Annotated in this window: 16 protein-coding genes and 1 riboswitch; of the genes, 15 read left to right on the top strand and 1 reads right to left on the bottom strand. The window is 42.8% G+C overall.

Translation table 11 applies throughout. From position 1 onward, the window contains the following. The 15 genes from QR40_RS20635 (at position 1) to QR40_RS20565 (ending at position 15,007) form a co-directional block, all read left to right on the top strand. Positions 1-360: a DUF1667 domain-containing protein gene (locus QR40_RS20635; protein ID WP_027296916.1), complete on the top strand. Its 360-nt coding sequence runs from the start codon at positions 1-3 to the stop codon at positions 358-360. 114 nt (positions 361-474) lie between these two features. After that, positions 475-855 carry a BMC domain-containing protein gene (locus QR40_RS20630; RefSeq protein WP_044296606.1) on the top strand — a complete coding sequence of 127 codons (381 nt, stop codon included), beginning with the start codon at positions 475-477 and terminating at the stop codon, positions 853-855. Positions 856-942: 87 nt separating this feature from the next. Beyond that, positions 943-1,458 carry a EutP/PduV family microcompartment system protein gene (locus QR40_RS20625; protein WP_027296918.1) on the top strand — a complete coding sequence of 172 codons (516 nt, stop codon included), beginning with the start codon at positions 943-945 and terminating at the stop codon, positions 1,456-1,458. Between the two features lie 178 nt (positions 1,459-1,636). Then, a riboswitch (cobalamin riboswitch) is annotated at positions 1,637-1,751 on the top strand. A gap of 132 nt (positions 1,752-1,883) precedes the next feature. Continuing rightward, complete coding sequence (gene cbiD / locus QR40_RS20620; RefSeq protein ID WP_044296605.1) at positions 1,884-3,044, top strand: cobalt-precorrin-5B (C(1))-methyltransferase CbiD; 1,161 nt, start codon at positions 1,884-1,886, stop codon at positions 3,042-3,044. A gap of 33 nt (positions 3,045-3,077) precedes the next feature. Next, on the top strand, positions 3,078-3,596 hold the full coding sequence (locus QR40_RS20615; RefSeq protein ID WP_044296604.1) for a GNAT family N-acetyltransferase: 519 nt from the start codon (positions 3,078-3,080) through the stop codon (positions 3,594-3,596). 62 nt (positions 3,597-3,658) lie between these two features. After that, positions 3,659-4,342: a precorrin-2 C(20)-methyltransferase gene (gene cobI / locus QR40_RS20610; RefSeq protein WP_044296702.1), complete on the top strand. Its 684-nt coding sequence runs from the start codon at positions 3,659-3,661 to the stop codon at positions 4,340-4,342. A gap of 1 nt (position 4,343) precedes the next feature. Further along, entirely contained in the window at positions 4,344-5,108 is a 765-nt protein-coding gene (gene cobM, locus QR40_RS20605) for a precorrin-4 C(11)-methyltransferase (RefSeq protein WP_027296922.1), read from the top strand. Next, entirely contained in the window at positions 5,105-6,160 is a 1,056-nt protein-coding gene (locus QR40_RS20600; RefSeq protein WP_044296603.1) for a cobalt-precorrin 5A hydrolase, read from the top strand. Before cobM ends, QR40_RS20600 begins: the two co-directional genes overlap by 4 nt. Then, on the top strand, positions 6,153-6,884 hold the full coding sequence (gene cobJ, locus QR40_RS20595) for a precorrin-3B C(17)-methyltransferase (RefSeq protein WP_044296701.1): 732 nt from the start codon (positions 6,153-6,155) through the stop codon (positions 6,882-6,884). Before QR40_RS20600 ends, cobJ begins: the two co-directional genes overlap by 8 nt. Further along, positions 6,877-8,907, top strand: coding sequence for a precorrin-6A reductase (gene cobK / locus QR40_RS20590; RefSeq protein ID WP_044296602.1), 2,031 nt, complete (start codon positions 6,877-6,879; stop codon positions 8,905-8,907). Before cobJ ends, cobK begins: the two co-directional genes overlap by 8 nt. An 84-nt stretch (positions 8,908-8,991) precedes the next feature. Then, positions 8,992-10,368, top strand: coding sequence for a cobyrinate a,c-diamide synthase (locus tag QR40_RS20585; RefSeq protein ID WP_027296926.1), 1,377 nt, complete (start codon positions 8,992-8,994; stop codon positions 10,366-10,368). Positions 10,369-10,435: 67 nt separating this feature from the next. Then, a complete protein-coding gene (gene cbiB, locus QR40_RS20580) occupies positions 10,436-11,410 on the top strand; it encodes an adenosylcobinamide-phosphate synthase CbiB (protein ID WP_027296927.1) in 975 nt (324 codons plus the stop codon). A 61-nt stretch (positions 11,411-11,471) separates the two neighbouring features. Next, complete coding sequence (locus QR40_RS20575) at positions 11,472-12,623, top strand: pyridoxal phosphate-dependent aminotransferase (RefSeq protein WP_330373835.1); 1,152 nt, start codon at positions 11,472-11,474, stop codon at positions 12,621-12,623. 149 nt (positions 12,624-12,772) lie between these two features. After that, positions 12,773-14,284, top strand: a complete 1,512-nt coding sequence (locus tag QR40_RS20570; protein WP_044296699.1) for a cobyric acid synthase — start codon at positions 12,773-12,775, stop codon at positions 14,282-14,284. Positions 14,285-14,365: 81 nt separating this feature from the next. After that, entirely contained in the window at positions 14,366-15,007 is a 642-nt protein-coding gene (locus QR40_RS20565) for a precorrin-8X methylmutase (RefSeq protein ID WP_044296601.1), read from the top strand. 360 nt (positions 15,008-15,367) lie between these two features. Here the strand turns inward: QR40_RS20565 and QR40_RS20560 are convergent, their stop codons facing one another. Continuing rightward, the gene (locus QR40_RS20560) at positions 15,368-16,585 is read right to left on the bottom strand and encodes an ROK family protein (RefSeq protein ID WP_044296600.1); all 1,218 of its coding nucleotides are present in this window, start codon (positions 16,583-16,585) and stop codon (positions 15,368-15,370) included. Positions 16,586-16,601: the final 16 nt, after the last annotated feature.

Raw genomic sequence — 16,601 nt, 5'->3', positions numbered from 1 at the left:
ATGGAAAAAAGAGAATTAACCTGTATTGGCTGTCCGCTGGGATGCGCTCTGACGGTAACACTGGAAGGAAATCAGGTGCAGCAGGTGGAGGGAAATTCATGCAGGAGGGGCGAGGCATATGGCAGGAAAGAATGCACCCATCCCACCAGAATTGTAACTTCAACGGTAGCAGTAAAGGGAGGCAGCATTGCCAGGGTATCCGTGAAAACAAAAACAGATATCAGCAAAGATAAAATTTTCAGCTGCATGAAGGCGCTTAAGGGCATCGAAGTTCAGGCTCCTGTGCATATTGGAGACGTGATTTTGAGTAATGTGGCAGGTACGCAGACAGATATCGTAGCAACAAAAAATGTATTCTAAAAACAATTAAAAACAAAAGGAAAAACTTTAAAATTGTCTTGTATTATGTGGGATTTTGTTGTATTATTAAGATATTAAATGGTGCGAAAATAAATAGCAAAGAAGGGGTACAGGATGAATTTAGATGGTTTTAATACACCTGGTGAGCATAAAATGCGTATCGTACAGGAATTGGTACCTGGCAAACAGGTAACACTGGCACACGTGATCGCCAGCCCGGATCCGATTGTTTACCGCAAGCTGGGATTAGACCCACAGCTGGATTATCAGCGTGCAGCAATTGGAATTTTAAGTATGAGCCCGGCAGAGATTTCAGTTATAGCTGGGGACATGGCAGTGAAGACAGCCAATATTGATCTTGGATTTATTGACAGATTCAGCGGAACACTAATTTTCACCGGCAGAATTTCGGAAGTAGAAGCTGCAATGCAGGCAATTAATAAATATCTGGAAGAAAAGTTAAAATTTACGATTTGTGAAATTACCAGAACTTGATGGAACTTTGCAGGTGAAAGTAAATCGTTTTCACACTGCTGATTTGGGAATGGCACAAGCCAGATTGCACTATTCAGGGGAATAAATATGAAAAAAATTATATTAATGGGAAGAAGCGAGTGTGGTAAGACGACGCTTCGTCAGGCACTCAAAGGTGATACCATCCATTACCATAAAACACAATACATAAATCACTTTGATGTTGTCATAGACACGCCCGGAGAGTACGCAGAGACAAACCGCCTGGGACGTGCCCTGGCACTTTATGCCTATGAAGCAGACGTGGTGGGACTTTTAATTAATGCAGATGAACCATATTCTTTGTTTCCTCCCTGTGTCACTGCGTGTTCGACCAGGCCGGTAATTGGAATTGTAACACAGATTGATTCCCCGACCGGTGATCCTGACCGTGCCGAACGCTGGCTCAGACTTTCCGGATGTGAGACGGTGTTTCGTGTAAGTTCTTATACCGGAGAAGGAATCTGGCAGATTCTGGATTATTTAAGAGATCCCGGAGATGTCCTGCCATGGGATAAAGATGAGGCGGAAAAGCCTAGGAAAGTTCTTTCAACAAAATTCGCAGATGAAGAAGAAAATGAATAGTGATATGGTATATAGGGAATGAAAGCTTGGTGTTTACATACCTTTTTTGAGGTGCATTTGTGAAATGTACTTTGGGATTGGGTGAATGTCAGGCTTTTTATATTGAGAAAACAATTGCCCGGTAAATCCTACAGTTTCAGTTGACAGAATCCACCGTAAATAATATAATAATTTGTAGAAAAATAGAGTCAATATAAGTTCCTGCCCCGGCAGGATAATAGGGAAGACGGGTGAAAGTCCCGCACAAGTCCGTTACTGTATAGTCAGATACCTGCTTATGTTGTTTGTATTGTATTTCCCTGCGGCAACCGGGGAGTATATTTTTTGTATGGAAACCGTTGTCTGATAGTGTATTTGACAACGGATTTTTTGTTGTACAATCATTTTCTGGCTTCTTATTTGTAACAAAATGGAAAGGATCATTTATGGATCAGGATAATGGATTACAGGATTATTATATTATTAAAAATAATAAAAAGCTGAAATATGGATATACCACCGGCTCCTGTGCAGCAGCAGCAGCAAAGGCGGCAGTTATGATGCTTTTGATGAAAAAAGATGTGGCTAAAGTTGATTTAATGACGCCAAAAGGTATTTTGCTCCATTTAACGCTGGAAGAGATTAACCGGGGAGATGGTGAGGTTACCTGTGCAGTGCGTAAGGATGGAGGCGATGATCCGGACGCTACAACAGGAGCTCTTGTCTATGCAAAAGTATGGAAAACAGCAGAGAAAGGGGTTACTATTGATGGTGGCAAAGGAGTTGGAAGGGTTACGAAGAAAGGCCTGGAGCAGCCGGTAGGTGCAGCAGCCATTAACAGAGTGCCCCGCCAGATGATCCGGGAAGCCGTCACCGATATCTGCGAAGAACAGGATTATCCGGGGGGAATTGCAGTGGAAATATCCATACCGCAAGGGGAAGAAATTGCAAAAAAAACATTTAATCCAAGGCTTGGCATAGAAGGAGGCATTTCCGTTTTAGGTACCAGCGGTATTGTAGTACCGATGAGTGAAGCGGCATTGATTGCCAGTATCCGTCTTGAAATGGAGATGAAGAAAGCAAATGGAGCAAAATATCTGGTGATTACTCCCGGGAATTATGGAGAAGCTTTTTCCAAAGACCACCTGAATATTGATCTTACCAATTCCATGAAATGCAGCAATTATGTGGGTGATACAATTGATATGGCGGTAGAGCTTGGAATGAAAGGCATATTGTTCATAGCACATGTTGGAAAATTTATAAAAGTCGCAGGCGGAATTATGAACACCCACTCCAGGTGTGCAGATTCCAGGGCTGAGATTATGGCAGCCAATGCTGTCCGGGCGGGTGCGCCAATAGAAGCAGTTCAGAAAATTCTGCGGACGATTACAACGGAAGAAGCATTAGGCATATTAAAGGACTATGGCTGCATGGAAGAGACTATGAGTCATGTACTGGAAAAGATTGATTTTTATTTAAATAACCGTTCTTATGGAAGTCTGAAAACAGGCGTTATTCTTTTTTCCAATGAATACGGAACCCTGGGTATAACGGGCAGTGTACCGGAATTAATGGGCCATTTTGAGATGAAAGAAGGAAGTTAAGTAAATTTTAAATAGAAAGGAAGCCGCAGTAAAATGATATTGGAGACAGAGAGATTATATTTGCGGGAGATGGAACAGGAAGATTTTCCGGCTCTTTGCAAAATGTTAAAAGATCAGGAAGTTATGCGCGCTTATGAACATGCCTTTGAGGATCAGGAAGCGCATGAATGGCTGGATCGTCAGATCATGAGATATCGGCAGTATGGGTTTGGTTTGTGGGCCGTTATCTTAAAAGAAAGTAATGAAATGATTGGGCAGTGCGGCATTACCATGCAGGATATAGATGGCGTGGAGGTTCATGAAGTGGGGTATCTGTTTCAAAAGGCTTACTGGCATCAGGGTTATGCATCGGAAGCAGCCGCTGCATGTAAAAAATATGCATTTGAAGTATTAGGGGTGAAAGAAGTATATTCGATAATACGTGATACAAATATTTCTTCCCAAAATGTCGCCAGAAGAAATGGAATGACACAAAAAGGACAGTTTGTTAAGCATTATTACGGCATAGATATGCCACATTATATATTTTCAGTAAAAAGAGATCAGACATAAAAAATTATGTAGGAGAAAGGAAGCCACAGAGCGGCGGTATGCATGTGGCAAAGGATGACAAAATGACAGGAAAATTATTTGGTTTGGGAATCGGACCGGGAGATCCGGAATTACTGACATTAAAAGCAGTCCGCATCATTCAGGAGAGTGATGTGATTGCAGTGCCGGGAAAAGTGAAAGAAGAAAGTGTAGCATATCAGATCACAAAGCAGGCTGTGAAGGAACTGGATGAAAAAGAGATTATAGCCGTACATATGCCTATGACAAAAGATCATGAAAAGCTGGAAGCCAGTCATAACGAAGGTGCAGACCAGGTTGAAAAATATCTGAAAGAAGGAAAAAATGTTGCCTTTTTAACGCTGGGTGATCCAACGGTGTATTCCACTTATTTATATATACATAAAAGAATTCAGGACCGTGGATATGAAGTAGAGATCGTGAGCGGTATTACTTCGTTTTGTGCAGTTGCCGCCCGCTTAAATATGGGGCTGGTAGAAAAGGCAGAGCCGTTGCACGTCATACCGGCATCTTATCAGATTGAAGATGCTTTACAGCTTCCCGGTACGAAGGTACTGATGAAAGCAGGTAAAAAGATGGCCAGGGTAAAAGAAGAACTGCGAAATAGGAATGAAAGTGCAGTTATGATAGAAAACTGCGGCATGGAAAATGAAAAGATCTACCGTTCGGTGGAAGAAATACCGGAAGATGCCGGATATTACTCATTAATTATTGTAAAGGAGAACTAAAATGGTACATTTTGTAGGAGCAGGTTCGGGAGCGGCAGATTTAATTACAGTCCGCGGGAAGAAATTATTGGAAGAGGCAGATGTTATCATTTATGCAGGTTCTCTTGTGAATCCGCAGCTTCTGGATTATAAAAAGGAGGACTGTACAGTTTATAACAGTGCGAAGATGACTTTGGAAGAGGTATTGGACGTTTTCTTTGAGTCTGAGGAAAAAGGTCTTACTACGGTAAGGCTGCATACGGGTGATCCGTGTCTGTATGGAGCAATTCGTGAGCAGATGGATGTCCTGGATGAAAAGAAGATCCAGTATGATTACTGTCCCGGAGTGAGTTCCTTCAGCGGTGCGGCATCTGCACTAAATCTGGAATATACGCTGCCAAATGTATCACAAAGCGTTATTATTACCAGAATGGCAGGCCGTACACCGGTACCGGAAAAAGAAGAAATCGCCTCTTTTGCAGCACATCAGGCAACCATGGTTGTTTTCTTAAGTACAGGGATGCTGGAAAAATTGTCAGAGCGTTTGATTGCCGGTGGATATACCGCAGATACACCTGCTGCCATCGTATACAAAGCTACCTGGGAAGACGAAAAAGCATTTGTCTGCACAGTGGGAACACTGGCGAAAACGGCAGCAGAGAATAATATTACGAAAACAGCGCTTATGATCATTGGCGATGTGGTAAGCCACAGCCATTATGACCGATCAGAATTATATAACCCGGCATTTACAACAGAGTTTCGGGAAGCCACGGAGTTAATATGAAATTAGCAATGATAAGCTTTACCCAACGGGGGAGCAGGCTCTGCCGCAATCTTTCGGAAGCTTTGGCAATGCAGGGGTACTGCTGTGAAGCGTTTGCAATTAAAAAATACGCCGGGGCGCATCAGTTAATGCCTTTGACAAAACCGCTTCAGGAATGGACGGGAGAGATGTTTGCCAGTTGTGATGCCATTTGCTTTATTGGGGCGTCGGGGATAGCAGTTCGCAGCATTGCTCCTTTTGTAAGGGATAAGACAAAAGACCCTGCCGTAGTTGTCATGGATGAGAAAGGCATTTTTGCAATTTCTCTGTTATCAGGGCATCTGGGCGGTGCTAATGATCTGGTGGGAGTGCTTGCCAATCTGACGGGTGCTATTCCTGTTATTACAACTGCTACGGATGTAAATGGCAGGTTTGCCGTAGATGTATTTGCGAAGAAAAACAGATTGTATATTGAAAATATAACTTATGCAAAGGAAATTTCTGCAGATGTGCTGGATGAAAAGCCAGTGGGATTTTACAGTGATTTCCCGGTGCTGGATCAGATACCGGATGAAATCATTCCGGTAACCAAAGAGCAGGTATTCGAAGGGACCAATGGGATATCAGTGTCTCTGCATACCGAAAACCAGCCATTTAAACAGACCCTGCATCTGATACCCCAAATTGTAACCATTGGAATCGGCTGCAGGAGAGGAACGGATGAATCAGAGATTGAGAAAGCCGTGCTTGACTCCCTTAGCGAAGCAGGGGTGTCCATACATGGAATTGAACAGATTGCAAGTATCGATCTGAAGGCTGAGGAACCGGGGATCCTGGGTTTCTGCGAAAAATATAATATCCCCTTTATTACTTACAGCAAAGATGAACTTTTAAAGGCAGAAGGAGTTTTTACGGAATCCGAATTTGTGAAAGAAATTACAGGGGTATCTAATGTCTGCGAAAGAAGTGCACAACTTGGCAGTTTAGGCGGCAGATTAATACAAAAAAAGAAAGCGGTACATGGCATTACAACAGCCATTGCCCTAAGAGAATGGAGTGTTGAATTTGAATAAAATATATGTAGTTGGAATTGGACCGGGAGAATATGAACAGATGACTATGCGTGCGGCTAATGCACTGAACAGCTGCGATACCATTATCGGATATACTGTTTATGTAGACCTGGTAAAAGAACATTTTGCAGGAAAAGAATTCCTGACCACACCTATGACCAAAGAGGTGGATCGCTGTGTACTCGCATTTGAGGAAGCAAAAAAAGGAAAAAATGTAGCAATGATCTGCAGCGGAGATGCCGGTGTATATGGTATGTCCGGTCTGATGCTGGAGATCGGTTCCGGGTATCCTGAGATTGAGGTAGAAGTAATCCCGGGTGTCACTGCTGCTACCGGCGGAGCGGCTGTACTTGGCGCACCTTTGATCCACGATTTTGCATTAATCAGCTTAAGTGATCTTTTAACACCCTGGGAAAAAATTGAAAAAAGGCTTATCCTTGCTTCGGAAGCCGATTTTGTTATTTGTTTGTATAATCCGTCCAGTAAAAAACGTCATGATTATCTGCAAAAGGCCTGTGATCTTATGATGCAGGCAAAGGCAGCGGAAACAGTCTGCGGTATTGTAATGAATATTGGCAGAGAAGGAGAAACCATGCAGGTAATGACTTTAAAAGAACTGCGTGATACAAAAGTCGATATGTTTACCACCGTATTTATCGGTAATTCCCAGACAAAGGAAATAGATGGGCAAATGGTTACGCCGAGAGGATACAGACATGGATAAGATCCTTATATTTGCAGGGACAACAGAAGGCCGTGAACTTGCAGGGTATTTGTGCACCGGGACAGTGGATAAGGATGTGGAAATTCATGTATGTACAGCCACAGAGTATGGCGGGCAGCTGATTTCTTCAAATGTTATGTCCGATGCAGATAAAGAAGCAGCTCCCGGAATGAAAGTGCATACCGGGCGGTTAACCACAGGACAGATGGAAGATTTGATGAAAGAGGAACAGATTACTCTGGTAATCGATGCCACCCATCCTTATGCAGTAGCTGTTTCCGAAAATATCCAAAATGCCTGTAAACAGTGCGGCACTGAGTATTTACGCCTTTTAAGAGGAAATAGCAATATCCGGGAGAATAAAGATATTACTGTCGTTTCTTCCATAGATGAGGCAGTGGAATTTCTGAAAAATACAGAGGGGAATGTGCTTGTTACAACCGGAAGTAAGGAACTTGCAAAATATACGGCAATCCCGGATTACCAGAACCGCATTTTTGCCAGGGTGCTGTCTACACCAGAAGTTGCAGCAGCATGTGCAAAGTTAGGTTTTCAGGGTAAAAACCTGATCTGTATGCAGGGTCCATTTTCAGAAGAATTAAATATTGCCATGTTAAAGCAGATAAAAGCTTCTTATCTGGTTACAAAGGATTCCGGAAAATCAGGGGGATTTGAAGAAAAAATAACGGCTGCCAGACGAGCGGGAGCACAAGTTATTCTGATTGGCAGACCGGTAGAGGAAACCGGATATTCCATGGGAGAAATACTGGAACTGTTAAACCGGAGATTCGGTATATTAAATCAGAAAGAAAAGAAAGAACAACGTCTGGTATCTCTGATTGGTATTGGTATGGGTACGCCGGAAAATATGACAAGAGAAGCATTTGGCGCCTGTGTGGAAGCAGATGTTCTGATTGGGGCAAAGAGAATCCTGGATACAGTGGCAGAGCTTGGCAAACCCGTTTTTGCAGCCTACAGGGATAATGAAATCAAAGACTTTGTGGAACAGCATCCGGAATATAAAAAGATCGCAGTCTTGTTGTCGGGCGATATTGGATTCTACAGCGGGGCAAAAAAAATGCTGGATATATTTGAGGAATTCAGGACGGAGGTTTATTCCGGAATATCTTCCGTTGTCTATTTCTGCGGTAAACTGCATACGGCCTGGGAGGATGTTCATCTGATAAGTCTTCACGGCAGAGAGGCAAATGCAATTGCAGCAGTGAAGCGTTATAAAAAGGTATTTGCACTAATCGGGCAGCAGGATGGTGTAAATCAGCTGTGCAGGAACCTGTGCAGTTATGGGTTCCCTGATGTGATGGTGTATGCCGGAGAAAACCTATCCTATTCCAATGAACGTATTCTAAGTGGTACGGCGAAGTCTATGGCACAAGAATCCTTTGAAAAACTTTCCGTGGTATTGATAGAAAATCAGGATGCTTCCATGGTGGTCACTCATGGTATCGAAGATGAAGCATTTTTAAGAGATAAGGTGCCGATGACAAAGAGTGAAGTGCGCAGTATTTCATTATCAAAACTTCGTTTAAAAGAGGATTCCGTGATCTATGACGTAGGTGCAGGGACAGGTTCTGTTTCTGTTGAAATGGCGCTGCAGTCATATAATGGCTTTGTTTATGCGATTGAAAAGAAGAAAGAAGCAGTAAATCTGATTGGTGAAAACAGGAAAAAATTTGCTGTTCCAAATCTGAAAGTGATAGAAGGGCTGGCACCGGAGGCATTAGAAGATCTCCCGGCACCGACCCATGCGTTTATTGGAGGTTCCTCAGGAAATCTGAAACAGATTATGGAATTGATTCTGGCTAAGAATCCTGCAGCAAGAATTGTAATCAATGCCATTGCCCTGGAGACGGTGGCAGAAGCGCTGCACTGCCTGAAAGAACTTCCGGTTAAAGAAACGGATATTGCTGCAGTGTCAGTAGGGAAATCAAAAGAAGTAGGACATTATCATATGATGATGGGGCAGAATCCGGTTTATATTATTTCCTGTACAGGGAATCACTAGTGCCTTCCGGTGTATTTATGCCGGAGGCACTAGAGAGGGAATGAATTTTCAAATGCGCTGGAGCCTGCTTCGAAAGGAGGCAATATGCATCAACCGAGAATTTTAATCACCGCAGGTGCAAGCGGCAGTGGAAAAACTCTGATTACCTGCGGCATTCTGCAGGCACTGCGTGAGCGGGGAATGGAAGTTTCTTCCTTTAAAAGCGGTCCTGATTATATAGATCCCATGTTTCATAGCAAAGTAATTAAAGCAAAATCTGCGAATCTGGATCTGTTCTTTACCAATCCGGAGGTGACCAGATATCTGTTTACCAGAACAGCAAAAGATACCGATATTTCTGTGATGGAAGGAGTAATGGGGTTCTATGACGGACTGGGAGGAACTTCTGTGACCGCCAGTACTTATGAACTTGCAGTGGCGACGGATACTCCATCGGTAATGGTTGTAAATTGCCGCGGAATGAGTATATCGGTTCTTGCACAGATAAAAGGATTTGTGGAATACAAACCGGACAGCCATCTAAAAGGAGTGATCCTGAACCAGATGTCGCCAATGCTCTATCCAAAAATAAAGGCTGCCATTGAGGAAGAAATTGGAATCCGGGTGTACGGTTATGTACCTAAGATAACAGATTGTCTCATTGAAAGCAGGCATTTGGGGCTGGTTTTGCCGGATGAAGTCAAAGATCTGGAAGCCAAGCTGAAAAACCTTGCTTCCGTGTTGGAAAAGAGCCTGGATATAGACGGTCTGATTGAGCTGGCAGGTACGGCACCGTCCATCAGCGGCAATCCACCGAAAATGGAAAAGGTGGAGGGAAATCCGGTTATTGCAGTAGCTTTAGATGAAGCTTTTTGTTTTATATATCAGGACAACCTTCGTATTCTGGAAGAAATGGGAGCTAAACTGGTATATTTCTCTCCGCTGGCAGACTCGAAGATTCCGGATCAGGCAGATGGATTGCTGTTATATGGAGGTTATCCGGAGCTGTATGCAAATGAGCTGTATCAAAATAAAATTATGCGGCAGGATATTAAGGAGAAAATAGAGTCCGGACTTCCCTGTATGGCGGAATGCGGCGGATATATGTATCTGCATGAAGAGATGGAAGATATGAATGGGAATACCTATGAAATGGCAGGGGTGATTTCCGGCAGGGCATACCGTACCGAAAAGCTTGGAAGGTTTGGATATATCGATTTAACACCACGGGAGGATCAATTACTGGGGATGGATATCGGTACTATAAAGGCGCATGAGTTCCATTATTTTGACAGTACAAATACGGGCGGCAGTTTTTATGCCAGAAAGCCTGTGGGCAAACGGGAGTGGGAATGTATCTGCAAAACAGATCATATGATTGCAGGTTTTCCACATTTGTATTATTATTCCAATCCCGGGGTGCCATACCGGTTCTTGAAAGAGTGTGTATCGTACAGAGCATTACAGGAAGATCCGTTATGATCCACCGGTTGTGTCATAAGCCGGTAAACAGCGGTAAGTAACGAAGCGAGAGTGGAGGAAGAGAAGGATGCTATCATCCATATTAGCATTAATATTAGGTTTTCTGCTGGATCTGCTTATTGGAGATCCGCATTTTATCTATCATCCCATCCGGCTGGTGGGAAATCTTATTTCAGTTACGGAAAAAGGGCTTAGAAAACTTTTTCCGAAAACAGAAAAAGGAGAACTTACAGCAGGCGTTGTACTGGTTGTGATCGTTGCAGGAGTAACGACAGCGGTACCATGGCTGATCTTGTATCTGGCAGGTTTGGTAAACAGTACATTGGTTTTTATTTTACAAACAATTATGTGCTATCAGCTTTTGGCAACGAAATCTTTAAAATCAGAGAGTATGAAGGTCTATGACAAGCTAAAAGAGAAAGATCTGGAAGGCGGCCGGTATGCAGTGTCTATGATCGTGGGACGTGATACCAAAAGTCTGGATGAAACCGGAGTAACGAAAGCAGCGGTAGAAACAGTTGCAGAGAACACTTCAGATGGAATCATCGCCCCAATGCTTTTTATGGCAATCGGCGGTGCTGTATTTGGATATTTTTATAAAGCGGTCAATACTATGGATTCTATGGTAGGATATAAAAATGATAAATATCTTTACTTTGGCAGATTTGCGGCAAAGTTAGATGATGTGGTCAATTATATTCCGGCAAGGCTTTGTGCATATCTCATGATAGGGGCATCCTTTCTTGCGGGGCTTTCGAGTAAAGATGCCTTCCGGATCTATAAACGGGACCGTTATAATCACGCAAGTCCCAATTCCGCACAGACAGAGGCGGTAATGGCAGGAGCACTGCAGATACAGCTGGCAGGTGATGCCTGTTATTTTGGAAAATTGTATAAAAAGCCAACGATTGGAGATCCGATCCGGGCGGTAGAGCCTGAAGATATTAAACGTGCAAACGTTTTGCTTTATGCTACTGCCATACTATCTTTATTTGCATTCGCTGTGGTAAAACTGGCAGTATGGGGATTTATCTTTATGTAATTAGATAAAGAAAAGAATCAGGAAGAGTGGAGCGTGTACAGGCTCCCGAGAGGACAAGGAAATGGTTATCAATAAACACAAACATGTCGGAGACATCTATTCCTCGGAAATGGTTATCAATAAACACAAACATGGTGAAGACATCTATTCCTCGGAAATGGTTATCAATAAACACAAACATGGTGGAGACATCTATTCTCAGGAAGTAAAAATGGATTATTCTGCGAATATCAATCCCCTGGGAATACCAAAAGCAGTGGTTCAGGCGGCATACGAAGGAATTTTAAATTCGGCAAATTATCCGGATATCCACTGTGGCAAGCTTCGGGAGGCATTGTCTTCACAGGAAGGAATTGAGAAGGATCATATCATCTGTGGAAATGGCGCGGCGGAGTTGATTTTTTCCCTGTCGGCAGCAATCAAACCGAAAAAAGCATTACTGGCAGCACCGGGATTTGCTGAGTATGAGCAGGCACTTCGTGTCAATGGCTGTGAGGTGGTTTATTATCTGTTAAGTGAGGAGCAGGGATTTGAACTTCAGGAGGATTACCTGGAAGCCATTACACCGGATTTGGATTTGTTATTCTTATGTGTTCCAAATAACCCCACAGGTCTGACCTGCCCTAAGAATTTTTTGGATCAGATCCTGGAAAAATGCCGGATATGCGGAGTCTGGATGATTGTAGATGAATGTTTTAATGACTTTTTAGATGATGCTGCGGCTTATACCATGAAGAAGGAAATTGCTTCCAATGATCATTTGTTTATATTAAAGGCATTTACAAAACTCTATGCTATGGCGGGATTACGCCTGGGGTATGGATTCTGCAGCAATCAGGCTTTATTAGAGAAAATGACGGAAACGGTACAGCCCTGGAATGTATCCATACCGGCACAGATGGCGGGGACAGCAGCACTTCGTGAAGTTGGTTTTGTAGAAAACAGCAAGGCGCTGATCCGGGAGGAACGTCAGTATTTATCATTGAAATTGAAGGAGCTGGGATTTAAGGTTTATGATTCAAGCGCCAATTTCCTGTTTTTCTATGGTCAGGAGAATCTGGCACAGGAATGTAAAAAGCTGGGTATTTTAATTCGGGACTGCAGTAATTATTATGGTCTGAAAGCGGGTTATTTCCGCATTGCCGTTAGAACGCATAAGGAAAATGAAGAGTTAATCGGGATCATGCAGGAGATTGTAAATACACAAAATTAATGCAGTATTGCAGGCTGGATCTGCGATATGCGGGAGGTTAAGGTTGAAAGAAAATTATGATATAGAAAGGAAGCCACAGTGTGATTCTTTCAACCTGTTTTATTGTGGCAGTATTGCAGGCAGGACTGCAATATGCAATGGGTATAAATATGGCAAAAGCAATTATGGTGCAAGGGACCATGTCTAATGCAGGTAAGAGTCTGTTAGCGGCGGGGCTTTGCAGAATTTTTAAGCAGGATGGATACAAAGTAGCACCTTTTAAATCACAAAATATGGCTTTAAATTCATTTATAACGGAGGAAGGCCTTGAGATGGGCCGTGCCCAGGTGATGCAGGCAGAAGCTGCCGGTATCAAGCCATCTGTATACATGAATCCCATTCTCTTAAAACCCACAAACGATATTGGTTCTCAGGTGATTGTAAATGGGGAAGTTGTGGGGAATATGAGCGCAAGAGAGTATTTTGCATATAAAAAGAATCTGGTTCCGGATGTGCTGCGCGCATATCATAAACTGGAAGCAGATTACGATATTATTGTAATCGAAGGTGCAGGAAGTCCTGCTGAAATTAATCTGAAGCAGGAAGATATTGTAAATATGGGCATGGCGAAAATGGCAAAAGCGCCTGTTCTTCTTGTAGGAGATATTGACAGAGGTGGTGTATTTGCACAGCTGGTTGGTACAGTGATGCTTTTGGAAGAAGATGAAAAGGCAATGATAAAGGGCCTGATTATCAATAAATTCCGGGGAGACAAGACAATTCTGGAACCGGGAGTTGCAATGCTGGAAGAAAGGGCAGGTATTCCTGTAGTAGGAGTAGCGCCCTATCTGCAGATTGAAGTGGAAGATGAAGACAGCCTGACGGAGCGTTTCTCCGGTAATCAGGAAGTCGGATTAATTGACATAGCAGTGATCCGCTTGCCGAGAATATCCAATTTTACAGATTTTAATCCGTTCGAAAGCATGGAGGGTGTTTCGCTGCGCTATGTACATTCAGTTTCCGAGCTGAAGAATCCGGATATGATTATCTTACCGGGCACTAAAAATACCATGGAAGATCTGCTGTGGATGCGTCAGAATGGTCTGGAGGCAGCGGTGCTTAAGCAGGCAGCTGCAGGAAAGATTATTTTTGGGGTCTGCGGCGGATACCAGATGTTGGGTGAGACGCTGTCAGATCCAAGTGGAGTAGAAGCAGGCGGAGAGATCAAAGGTATGGGACTTTTGCCTATGGATACTGTATTTGAAAAAGAAAAGACAAGAACCAGGGTATCCGGTACCTTTGGCGAGATAGACGGAGCACTAAGCAGCCTGTCCGGTGTAAGACTGGAAGGCTATGAGATTCATATGGGAAGCAGTACTTTAAAAGAAGGCTGTGTACCTTTAACATCCATATCCGATGGAGTAACCCATTCAAAGGAGAAACCGGACGGAGCGTACAGAGATCATGTATATGGCTCCTATGTACACGGCATATTCGATAAAGAAGAGGTTGCTAAGGAAGTAATTATGTCTCTTGGAAGAATGAAAGGTATTGATGCAACAGAGATTACCAGTGTAGACTTCCAGGAATTTAAAGAGACCCAGTATGATATTCTGGCTTCCGAACTGAGAAAGCATTTTGATATGAAGGAAATATACCGCATTTTAGAAGCAGGTATTTAAATATTTTTGATCGCCTGTATCAGCAGACATTTAAGCATGAAACTCGTTGGAAAACCGCAGACCGCGTAATGGGAGGACATCATGAAAGTAGAATTAGAAAATGTAAAACCCAGGGATATAGAAAAAAGAAGTTTTGAGATAATTACAGAAGAGCTGGGAACAAGACAGCTTCCTAAAGAACAGGAGCTGATCATCAAACGCTGCATCCATACCAGTGCAGATTTTGAATATGCCGACAATCTGTGTTTCAGTACAGAGGCAGTTACCAAGGCAATTGAGGCTATTAAAGAGGGTGCATGTATCGTAACCGATACCCAGATGGTAAAAGCAGGCATTAATAAAAAGGCCCTGTCTAAATATGGCGGAGAGGTATACTGCTTTATGGCGGATGAAGATGTGGCACAGACTGCCAGAGATAACGGAAGTACCAGGGCCACCGCAAGCATGGACAAAGCAGCTGCAATGGGAAAAAAGCTGATCTTTGCCATTGGAAATGCACCTACGGCATTAGTACGGATCTATGAACTGATCGAAGAGAAAAAGTTAGATCCCGAATTAATCATCGGTGTTCCGGTTGGATTTGTCAATGTAGTACAGTCCAAAGAATTGATTATGCAGACAGAAGTCCCTTATATTGTTGCCCGGGGAAGAAAAGGCGGAAGCAATATAGCAGCCTGTATCTGTAATGCGCTGTTGTACATGATTGATGATAACCGGGATTAACAATGCTTATGCCGGCATGAGAAAGAATAAGTCATAATAGGATAGAATAAGTTGGAAAAGGTCAAATTTAGATAGAAAAGGAAAGAACTGCCGGAATATATAAAACCGGCAGTTTTTTAATGGGTTAGATGATCATGCTGCCGAAAGGGGAAGGTAACTTGAGAACGGAATTTGTTTTTCATTCTGTAACCAGAAAAAGGAGCAAACTTTCATCTTCTTTTACGCAAACAGCCGAAACATACTGCGCAGCATCCAATAAAGAACAGCCTGCCACCCCCATCTTTCTGTACACTACCTATCATTTATAAAGCGTCATAATCAGCTAACCCCCAATTTAAGATGAATCTGTTCGCTGTAGTACTAGGAAAAGCAGAGAGGCAGTTCAAAATGAAAAATTTTATCTGCTACGATTGAGATAGACCCAATCAGAGACGCTTTTCCAATAAAGGTTGATTTTTGTACCTTTATGCTGTGATAAAAAGGCTGGGGTCTTAAAATAGCAAGCTTTTGTGCTAACAGGTCTTCCATTATACTGCCGGGTACGTTAAACGGATAGTCGATGATAATGGTAGAAAGATCTAAAATATTCAAAGTATTGGTGATTGCCTGGGCAATGTAGGTGCTGAATTGATCTAATGCCAGGATGGCAAGTGTATCTTTCGTGTTCGCTGCATCCAGTATTTGTATCCAGGAGGGAGCACTTAAAGGTGTAAGGGGAGATCCGGGATATAAGTATTTTAACTCCTGTATTCGATAACGAAGCTGCTTTATATTAGCATAAAGCTCTAAGCAGCCGGCATTTCCGCATTCACATCTGGGGCCTGCAAAGTTAATGGAAGTATGTCCAAGCCCGCCATTCTGCCCAAATTCTCCATCATATAATTTATTGTCCAGAACAACTCCCGCCCCAATTCCATTGGTAATATGCAGGTATAAAAAATTGGCAACGGAGGAGGCATCTCCATATAATTTTTCAGCCAGGGCACCTGCATTGGATTCATTCATCAGATAAGTCGGGATCTCTGTTAATTTAGTCATCTCAGAGATAATCGGCATAATCTCAATATTGTGAAAAAACGGCGGTCTTAGAATTAAGCCATTTTTACTATCCAGAGGGCCGATAGAGGAGATGCCAATAGCAATGATATTGCGACTGGTACTGTCTTTTAACGTTACAAATGCCTGATAGAGATATTGGATAACCTCATCGCTGCTAAGGACATTACTGTCCAGAGGGACATTAACAGGAGGCAGGATAAGGGTTCCGCTTAAATCCCCCAGTGCGATCTGAAGAAAATCCCGCTCGATCAGCATTCCGCAGATACAGGGGGAATGCTCGGACAGCTTCAGGGAAAGAGGTTTTCGGCCGGAAGAGGTAGCCTCTTTTTGATTTTCAAATTCTGATATATAATCTGAAGAGATTAATTCCGATACGATATTGCTGATGGACATTTTAGACAGTCCAGTGATAGAAGCAAGCTGGGTTCTGGAGAGTCCATAATGAGTCGCTATTATTTTTAAAACCAACATACGGTTACTTGCTTTCAAATCTTGTGCATTAGATCCTATGGTATCCATAAAATTCTCCTTCTTA

The sequence above is a fragment of the Robinsoniella peoriensis genome (assembly GCF_000797495.1).
Lineage (GTDB): Bacteria > Bacillota > Clostridia > Lachnospirales > Lachnospiraceae > Robinsoniella > Robinsoniella peoriensis.
Note: the sequence above shows the minus strand (reverse complement) of the source record. Positions and strands in the feature narration are given on the sequence as shown.